Origin of the sequence: Staphylococcus sp. HMSC072H03, from assembly GCF_001809305.1 — a bacterium.
GTDB lineage: Bacteria > Bacillota > Bacilli > Staphylococcales > Staphylococcaceae > Staphylococcus > Staphylococcus hominis.
This window is the reverse complement of the sequence record NZ_KV796890.1, coordinates 1-7,396: the sequence shown is the minus strand read 5'-3', so window position 1 is coordinate 7,396 and position 7,396 is coordinate 1. Positions and strand designations below refer to the sequence as shown.

Annotated in this window: 10 protein-coding genes and 1 pseudogene; 7 read left to right on the top strand and 4 right to left on the bottom strand. The window is 32.8% G+C overall.

Features of this window, described 5'->3' with window-relative positions; translation table 11 throughout:
* Positions 1-249 precede the first annotated feature (249 nt).
* The 3 genes from HMPREF2578_RS11175 to HMPREF2578_RS11345 all read right to left on the bottom strand — a co-directional run bounded on the left by HMPREF2578_RS11175 (position 250) and on the right by HMPREF2578_RS11345 (position 1,013).
* Positions 250-417, bottom strand: a complete 168-nt coding sequence (locus HMPREF2578_RS11175; RefSeq protein ID WP_002469039.1) for a hypothetical protein — start codon at positions 415-417, stop codon at positions 250-252.
* A gap of 30 nt (positions 418-447) precedes the next feature.
* Entirely contained in the window at positions 448-678 is a 231-nt protein-coding gene (locus HMPREF2578_RS07865; protein WP_002449928.1) for an SHOCT domain-containing protein, read from the bottom strand.
* A 134-nt stretch (positions 679-812) separates the two neighbouring features.
* Positions 813-1,013 (bottom strand): hypothetical protein, encoded by a 201-nt coding sequence (locus tag HMPREF2578_RS11345; RefSeq protein ID WP_171991300.1) that lies wholly within the window; start codon positions 1,011-1,013, stop codon positions 813-815.
* Between the two features lie 412 nt (positions 1,014-1,425).
* Here HMPREF2578_RS11345 and HMPREF2578_RS07855 point away from each other — a divergent pair.
* From HMPREF2578_RS07855 to HMPREF2578_RS07830, 7 genes and pseudogenes are all read left to right on the top strand, one after another.
* A pseudogene (locus HMPREF2578_RS07855) lies at positions 1,426-1,640 on the top strand (hypothetical protein); the annotation flags it as partial.
* 9 nt (positions 1,641-1,649) lie between these two features.
* The gene (gene merR / locus HMPREF2578_RS07850) at positions 1,650-2,048 is read left to right on the top strand and encodes an Hg(II)-responsive transcriptional regulator (RefSeq protein ID WP_026867184.1); all 399 of its coding nucleotides are present in this window, start codon (positions 1,650-1,652) and stop codon (positions 2,046-2,048) included.
* Positions 2,049-2,075: 27 nt separating this feature from the next.
* The gene (locus HMPREF2578_RS07845) at positions 2,076-2,360 is read left to right on the top strand and encodes a hypothetical protein (RefSeq protein ID WP_049415651.1); all 285 of its coding nucleotides are present in this window, start codon (positions 2,076-2,078) and stop codon (positions 2,358-2,360) included.
* 199 nt (positions 2,361-2,559) lie between these two features.
* Entirely contained in the window at positions 2,560-4,185 is a 1,626-nt protein-coding gene (merA, locus tag HMPREF2578_RS07840) for a mercury(II) reductase (RefSeq protein WP_232726286.1), read from the top strand.
* 232 nt (positions 4,186-4,417) lie between these two features.
* Positions 4,418-4,705 (top strand): hypothetical protein, encoded by a 288-nt coding sequence (locus tag HMPREF2578_RS10890; RefSeq protein WP_083294936.1) that lies wholly within the window; start codon positions 4,418-4,420, stop codon positions 4,703-4,705.
* Positions 4,706-4,783: 78 nt separating this feature from the next.
* Positions 4,784-5,494 carry a restriction endonuclease subunit S gene (locus HMPREF2578_RS07835; RefSeq protein ID WP_050486199.1) on the top strand — a complete coding sequence of 237 codons (711 nt, stop codon included), beginning with the start codon at positions 4,784-4,786 and terminating at the stop codon, positions 5,492-5,494.
* A gap of 89 nt (positions 5,495-5,583) precedes the next feature.
* Positions 5,584-6,105, top strand: coding sequence for a super-infection exclusion protein B (locus HMPREF2578_RS07830; protein WP_197682126.1), 522 nt, complete (start codon positions 5,584-5,586; stop codon positions 6,103-6,105).
* Positions 6,106-6,610: 505 nt separating this feature from the next.
* Here the strand turns inward: HMPREF2578_RS07830 and HMPREF2578_RS07820 are convergent.
* A complete protein-coding gene (locus tag HMPREF2578_RS07820; RefSeq protein WP_061815577.1) occupies positions 6,611-6,955 on the bottom strand; it encodes an ArsR/SmtB family transcription factor in 345 nt (114 codons plus the stop codon).
* Between the last annotated feature and the right edge of the window lie 441 nt (positions 6,956-7,396).

Below are 7,396 nucleotides of genomic sequence, written 5' to 3'. Positions count from 1 at the left end.
TGTTCAATAAATTTTGGCGTATACATTAACTTTACCCTTATTACTACATGGGGCGTTCTGAAATGAACATGCCCGAAATGAATATGGAGCAAATGCAACAAATGATGATGGAACAACAAATTAAACAAAAACTAGGCTACTTATCCCCTGTAAAATACAGAGAATTAGCAGCCTAGAACATAGTGTTTTTATTAAGTTCCCATTTTAAGGGTTCAGTGCCTTGTAGTTATTGTGTTTTTATATACTTTACTACTTATTTTCGTTGTTATCATCAAAGGACTGCATGAAGTTCATGCATTCATTCATCATATTATCCATTCTCTGGTCATAATCAGAACCTTGGGTAAAACCAGTTTGTCCAATGACGATTAAACCAGCTAGTACAAACGACAGCACTAAAGGTAACTTCTTTTTCATCGCTTATTTCCCCTTTCATTCAAAGTATCCCTAATCTTTTTTTAACACTTTCTTTAATTTTTCATATTCATCTTCATTAATTTCACCTTGGGCCAGCCTTTCCTTTAAAATTTGTAAAGAATCATCTGATCTTACACCTTTTGGTTTTTCTGAAGCTTTTGCAATTAATATATATACACCATAAAATAACAAGCCAAGAATGATAATCCAAAAAATCATGCCAATGAACCCCATTCCGCCCATCATATGACCCATACCCATACAATTTGTCAATCCTTTCCTTCTTTCTCGTTTTACAATTATACCATATGGGGGTATTAGTATTCCAAAAAAGTGTTTTTAATATTAGTAGCAGAAGGCAATTCATTGTACTGCAAAATGGCCCGATTATTGAACTATTTTTTAATAAAATAATTCCTACGTTCCCAATTCCAGAAAGCAATAATACTAAAAGATTCCTCATCTGCTTTTTCCTCATCATCTGTCATATAATCTGTATCTTTTATTGGATATTTTTCCGTTTCATCAACGGGAGATTGAATATCTGACTTATGCTTATTTTTTGGTTTCACAATTTTTGAGCGTAATATTTTCATGGGAACGCTCCAAATCAATATCTTTATTTGGCGCATATTTGCGTTTTAAGAGCTTATGTATGTTTTTAGGTTATAAAAACTATATGATCTATACATAATTCTTTAAAATACCCCCTTTAAATTCAAAATAAGAGCATTTGAATTTAAACAAAATAAAAAAACCGACCTCCTGTCATCTCAGCAAGGGGCACTTGAAAACCGTTTGGAAATCATCAAGGGACGTGTCGTATTTTTTGAAAAAACCACTCAAAAAATCTCCACTCAAGGCACGCATAAAATATCAGCGAATATACCAAAGGAGTGAACATATTGATTCCATATTATCTTTGCCTAAAAGAAAACATAATTAAACACCGACGTGTCGGTGTTTTAGTGTTCATGTGAATATTAAAAATTTATGGAGTGATGATACATGAACACATTCGTTTTCGGCGTGATTTTAAAGAGATTAGAAGAAAAAGGACTTAATGTACACGAAGTATTCAATATGAGCGATAAACAGGCTAAAAAAGACTTATTTGATGATTTATACCATTATGTCAGATATACAAAGCCATGCGGTGCAGAATTAACGAATGTATTATACTTGACCGCGTACTATGGTACGCGGTTTATTATTATTTAGAGGTGAACTATGTGAGTTATCGTATTACTGCATTTGCAGAAAAATGTGGGGTAAATAAAGAGACGATTAGATATTACGAACAAAAAAATTTATTACAAGAACCTTCCCGAACGAAAGCTGGTTATCGGATATATTCAGATGATGATGTTAAGCGTGTATGGTTTATTAAACGGATGCAAGAGCTTGGTTTTTCTTTAAGTGAAATCCACAAGTTGCTTGGTGTTGTAGATAAGGATGATGTGCGGTGTTCGGATATGTATGAGTTCGTTTCTCAAAAAGTTGATGAAGTACAACAACAAATTAGAGATTTAATGCGTGTTGAGAATATGTTGAATGATTTAAAAGAATGTTGTCCGAATGAAGAATATTTATATTCTTGCCCTATTATTGAGAAAATGTTTGAGGGTTAAAATCAACTTTTTAGCAGGTGATGTAAATTGACTGTACAAAAGAGAAAAAATGTAAAGGATAATGATAAATTATTGTTTTTAGGAATACCAGCATTGTTGGTTCTATGTTGCGCTTTACCAATCCTTTTAATTGCAATTGGATTGAGTTCTATGGGTGCTTTCTTAATAGGAAAACAAGTTTGGATATTTGGTTCTGTTTTGTTAATTGTCGGACTGATTATGTTGGTAAAAAGAAGAGGTAGTCGTAATACATGTCAGTCGGATTGTTGCCATTATAAATTCAGTGAAACAGAAGAAAAAGGGGGGGAGTGATTTGAAATCAATATTGTTCTTTAAAAGATTTTATTATCAGCTCTCATTATTGTAAGCCTCTCAGCATGTGGAATATCCAATGGAACCAACATTGTTATTTTAATTTCAGGAATTTATATTTCTTATTATTGGGGGATTGGTCCGGGTGGCATATTTCGATAATTAAAAGGAGTGTTAAAAAATGACTAAGAAAATCAGTATGAAAGTTAGTGGCATGACTTGTATGGGTTGTGAAGAACATGTAGCAGTTGCACTTGAAAATATTGGTGCCAAGAATGTAGAAGCTAGTTTTCGTCACGGTGAAGTATTATTTGAATTACCCGATGATATTGGGATTGAAAGTGCAAAAAAGGCTATTGATGAGGCGAAATATCAACCTGGAGAAATAGAAGAAATATCATCACAAGAAAATGTGGTGTTAGGTAATGAAGGCGATTATGACTTACTTATCATTGGTTCCGGTGGTTCGGCTTTTTCAGCTGCGATCAAAGCGATTGAATACGGGGCAAAAGTAGCCATGATTGAGCGTGGAACCGTTGGCGGAACATGTGTAAACATTGGCTGTGTTCCATCAAAAACACTTCTTAGGGCTGGAGAAATTAATCATTTAGCAAAAGTAAATCCATTTACGGGATTACAAACATCTGCTGGAGAAGTGGAATTAGCACCCTTAATCAAGCAAAAAGATGAATTAGTGAGTGAGCTTCGCAATCAAAAATATGTGGATCTAATTGATGAATATGGAATTGACTTAATTGTAGGTGAAGCAAAATTTACTGATGAACAGACGGTTGAAGTCAATGGGGAGAAACTTTCCGCAAAACGCTTTTTAATTGCAACGGGTGCATCTCCTTCTCTCCCGCCGATTTCAGGACTTGAAGAAGTGGAGTATTTAACAAGTACAACGCTCCTTGAAATAAAAAAGGTACCTAAACGATTAACGGTGATCGGTTCAGGATATATCGGAATGGAGCTTGGCCAATTGTTTCATAACTTAGGTTCAGAAGTAACGCTTATGCAAAGAAGTGAGCGATTGTTAAAAGAGTATGACCCAGAGATTTCTGAAGTAGTAGAAAAAGCTTTAATTGAACAAGGAATAAACCTTGTAAAAGGGGCAACTTTTGAGCGTGTAGAACAATCTGGAGAGATAAAGAAGGTTCATGTTACAGTAGATGGCAAGAAAAAAGTGATTGAATCAGAGCAGCTGCTTGTTGCAACAGGAAGAAAACCAAATACGGATACGTTGAATTTAAATGCAGCTGGGGTTAAAGTCGGAAAACGAAAAGAAATACTGATAAATGATTATGCTAGAACAAGTAACGAAAAGATTTATGCGGCAGGAGATGTTACATTAGGGCCTCAATTTGTCTATCTAGCAGCATATGAAGGTGGAATTGTTGCCGATAATGCAATCGGTGAATTAAATAAAAAACTAGATTTATCAGTGGTTCCCGGCGTGACATTTACAAATCCAGGGGTAGCAACAGTAGGCTTAACAGAAGAACAAGCAAAAGAAAAAGGCTATGAGGTCAAAACCTCCGTATTGCCTTTAGATGCTGTTCCAAGAGCTATAGTAAATCATGAAACAACAGGTGTTTTTAAGCTTATTGCTGATTCGAAAACATTGAAAATGTTAGGGGTTCATGTTGTATCTGAAAATGCAGGTGAAGTGATTTATGCAGCGACTTTAGCCGTTAAGTTTGGTTTAACCGTAGATGATTTAAAAGAAATCCTTGCACCATATTTAACAATGGCAGAAGGATTAAAATTAGCTGCACTTACATTTGATAAAGATGTATCAAGATTATCTTGTTGTGCAGGGTAAGCTCTTATTTATAGTAGCTTAACTATGTGAAGAAAATACACTCAAACTATCCGGTGGCTATAATTGAGAAAGCCAATCTAAAAAAGTCGGTTCCTTAGCGTACAGGAATTCGACTTTTTTAGGTTGAAATTCCCTTAACGTACAAAATTTCCGAAATGTTGGCGGTACCCCTAAATCAATTGTTAATTAGTAATAACTATAATAAATTAGTTTAAAGGAGCATACATAAGAAATGAATCCATGTTTAAGATTTAAAGATTTTAAAGAAGACTGGAAATATGACTTATTTAACGAACTAGTTACAAATAAAAGTAAAAAATTTAATCCACAAATAGAAGATCCTACAAAGGGTATAGAATTAGATAGCATCGAGCAAAATACAGGTCGCATTCTTAATACATACATGTCGAATCAGTTCACAAGTCAAAAAAATAGCTTTAATAAAGAAAATGTCTGGTATAGTAAACTAAGACCTTATTTAAATAAATACTATTATTCACAAATAGATTTAGTAGTGTAGCTAATAAGTCAGCCGGCTCAAAAATGCCACGTGCTGATTGGGAGTTAGTTAAAAGTATTAGATTATATAAAGGTTCAATTGAGGAACAAGAAAAAAATTGGTGATTTCTTTAGCAAACTCGATCACCAGATTGAATTAGAAGAAAAGAAACTTGAACTTTTAGAGCAACAAAAGCGTGGATATATGCAAAAGATTTTCTCACAAGAACTAAGGTTTAAAGATGAAAATGGAGATGAGTATCTTAATTGGAAGACGTCGCAATTAGGAGAAATTACAAAAACATTTAGTGGTGGAACACCAAAATCCAATAATGCTGGTTATTATAATGGAGATATTCCATTTATTAGATCTGGTGAAATTTCTAAGCAATTTACAGAACTAAAAATTACAGAAAACGCTCTTAATAACTCTTCAGCTAAATTAGTTGAAAAAGGAGATTTACTATATGCACTCTATGGAGCTACAAGTGGAGAGGTAGCAATTAGTAAAATTAATGGGGCAATAAATCAAGCAGTATTGTGTATAAAGTCAAAAGAATCTATAAGTTTTTTATTAAACTTTTTGAAACTACAAAAGCAACATATTTTAAAAACATATATTCAAGGGGGACAAGGTAATCTATCAGCAAGTATAGTAAAAGGAATAACTATTAAATTACCTTGTAGAGAAGAACAAACTAAGATTGGTAATTTCTTAGATAAAGTTGAAATTTTAATTGAAAAACAATCTACAAAAGTTGAATTATTAAAGCAACGTAAACAAGGATTATTACAGAAGATGTTTGTTTAATTCTGATAAAGGTCTATTATTTTAATAGAAAAGTTTACAAATATTTGCGAAGGTTTACACGATGATAAGAATAAAAAGGAGGAGCTAGGATGAATGGAATTGGTAAAATATTGGAATTTATTTCTAAGCCTATAAATTTTACAGTTTTATTAGCAACATTTTTAACAACCTCATTATTAACAGGTATGAATTTTTTTAACGAGTCAGTATTAGAAAAAATTCATATTAATAAGTTTTTGCAAAACTATGGTTTTATTATCTTTATTCTATTAATTGCATCTTTTTTCCTATTAATCGTGCAAGTAGGAGCTCATATCATAAAAAAAAGAAAAGATAAAAAGTTTTTTGAGTATTTTAAAGAAAATCAAGATAGATTATTTAATGATGAGGAAGCATTAATCATATTAAAAAAATTATATGATAATCACCCCCAAGCAGTACAACTATCGTATTTAAATCAAAAGGTCAGATTGTTACAACAATTTCAGTTAATTACACCAGCGGTCTCAAGTTGGGAAACAAGTGCGATTGATCCGCATATGCCATACATGTTACAACCAGAAGCAGAAAAAAGGATAAAAGATAAATTAAAAAATAGTAAGTCATCTTAAGAAAATGATTATTAGGTTACAAATTATGGGTATTCGGATTTTATGGTGGAAAAGTTGCTTCCACTTTAAACATCATGTCGGATTCATTTTCTTGTGGTGGTTCTATTGTTTTAAGATCTGGTAGTAATAATAAGTCTGACATATTGTTCATCCTTTACTACTCTGTGGTGTTATAGTATTAAATATAGATTTGATATTGAAATTATCATTGCTAATTATTTTACTAACATCAATCTCATAAAGCATTTATATGATTGAAAACAAAAAGCCTATCATTCACTATCCTACAATAAAAAGGGTTATCCCATAGTTACACGGGATAACCTTACAATTATTAAATTATGCAGTTGCACAGCTACAATCTTTGCACTCGCAAACTTCATCAGTACAGTTGTCTACACATTCTTGACTACAGTAAACTTTTCCTGCTTCTTCTACTTTTGTTTCCCCAAGAACACAATTACAGTTCGGTCTCGCACATTTTTCCATACTAAATTCCTCCTTATTATTTAGGTAAATCTTCGGTTAAACACCAACCACGATCTAATAGACTAACGACGCAATTATCAACAATTCGGTACCGAATAAAATTGGCTTCACGAATACTGTGAACGATGCCTTTATCAACCAATCGTTGAAGTTGGTTAGAAATGGCTTGAGGTTTCATTTCAAGCTGTTCTGCCACCTCGCTAACAGATGCATTTGGCGTTCGAAGCAAGGTATGCAGTATTCTAAGCCGTGTCCCATTAGAAAGTATTTTAAAGGTCTCACTTAAACTTTCAGCGTTCTCTGTATCTAATAAGGGACGTTCCGTTAGTTTTGGTTTTGGTGTACACCAGTTTTCAGACATTATTTCCTCCTCCATTTCACAATTACATTATATAGTGTAATGGTTTTTGTGTCAAGAACCTGAAGTTCATATATGAGCATCTTTTTATCAGTACATTATAACGTCTTAATAAGATAAAATATAATTCCCTCTTGTTTGACTACCTACCCGTAATCACCCGTGTTTGATTTATAATTTTGTGATATTATTATTTTTCCTTAGCATTCCACCAAACAATCCGATTTAACCACTATTTTTTTCGAATTATCAAAATGCTAATTCCACTATATATTCCGAAGACCCATTTTTAATAAGTCAACTAGATAATGTGCAATAAATTTTGGCGTATACATTAACTTTGGTTTAAAGAAAACATTTAAAATTCATGATTATATGCCAACCATTCGACTATTTTTTGAGTTTGTTAAAAGTTCCGAGGCTCAACGTCAATAAAGCAATTGG